This is a genomic window from Streptomyces sp. NPDC054765 (assembly GCF_053612065.1).
This window is the reverse complement of sequence record NZ_JBSHBP010000154.1, coordinates 1-1,302: the sequence shown is the minus strand read 5'-3', so window position 1 is coordinate 1,302 and position 1,302 is coordinate 1. Positions and strand designations below refer to the sequence as shown.

Below are 1,302 nucleotides of genomic sequence, written 5' to 3'. Positions count from 1 at the left end.
TGAGCTGCCCCGAGTTTCGTAGCGGCCGGTTTCTGTGGTTTCAGGCGGCGTTCGGGGCTGCCTGGGATCGGTAGTGCTGGGCTTCGAATTCCTCGGGTGGGAGGTAGTCGAGAGCGGAGTGTAGGCGCTCGGTGTTGTACCAGCCGACCCACTGGACGACGGCGCGTTCGACCTGGTCAGAGTCACGCCAGGGGCCTTGGTGCTCGATCAGCTCGGCCTTGAAGGAACCGTTGAGGGCCTCGGCCATCGCGTTGTCGTAGCTGTCGGCGACGGAGCCGACCGATGCGGTCGCGCCGGCCTCGATCAGCCGCTCGCCGTAGCGAATTGACACGTATTGCGAACCGCGGTCGCTGTGATGAATCAGACCCGAGCCCTTCTTGATGCCCCGCCGCCACAGGGCCATCTCCAACGCGTCCAGCGGGAGATCGGTCCGCATGTGGGTGGCGAGCTGCCATCCAACGATCATCCGTGAGTACACGTCCAGGACGAAGGCGACGTATACCCAGCCGGACCAGGTGCGGATATAGGTGAGGTCGGCGACCCACAGCTGGTTCGGCCGGCTCGCGGTGAAGCGCCGGTTGACCAGATCGGGCGGCCTGGGCGCGGACGGCTCGGCGATCGTGGTGCGGCGCCGCTGCCCGCGGATCACGCCTTCCAGACCGTCTTCGCGCATGAGGCGCTCGATGGTGCACCGGGCCGCGGTGATGCCCTCACGCCGCAGCTGGCGGTGGATGCGCCGGGCTCCGTAAGTCTCGCCGGAAGCGCCATGGATGCGGCGGATGTGCTCGACGAGCTGTTCGTCGCGCAGGCGCCGGGCGGACTTGGGCCGCCTGCGGCGGGCGTTGAATGCCGAGACCGAGAGGTCCAGTTCCCGGCATACGGGCTCGACCCCGAAGTCGCCGCGGAGGTGGTTGATCACCGCGTCAGCCTCGTGCGGGGCTGGTCGAGCTCCTTGGCGAAAAACACCGAGGCAGCTTTGAGGATCTCGTTCGCGCGCCGCAACTCGGCTATTTCCTTGCGGAGTTGGGTCAGCTCAGTCCGTTCCGCAGTGGTCAGCAGATCGGGCCGATCACCCTTGTCCGCCTCCGCCTGGCGGACCCATCCGCGCAGGGCCTCCTTGTGGATGCCCAGGTCTTTCGCGACGTGGGAGACGGGACGGCCGGAGGTCTGGACTTCGCGGACGGCTCGCTCGCGCAGTTCGTCGGGGTACTTCCGTGGTGCAGGCATCGGACCTGTGTTCTCCCATCTGCCGAGGCGATCATGCCTGGCTTCAGGGCCGCTACAAAATCCGGTTCAGCTCAG

General features: G+C 66.8%; 1 protein-coding gene. It reads right to left on the bottom strand.

Translation table 11 applies throughout. The features are described 5' to 3' along the window. Nucleotides 1–40: 40 nt before the first annotated feature. A protein-coding gene (locus tag ACWGJY_RS37530) for an IS3 family transposase (protein WP_453265376.1) occupies nt 41–1,227 on the bottom strand; the annotation gives its coding sequence in 2 pieces (ribosomal slippage) (nt 41–954 and nt 954–1,227; 1,188 coding nt in all). Nucleotides 1,228–1,302 lie beyond the last annotated feature (75 nt).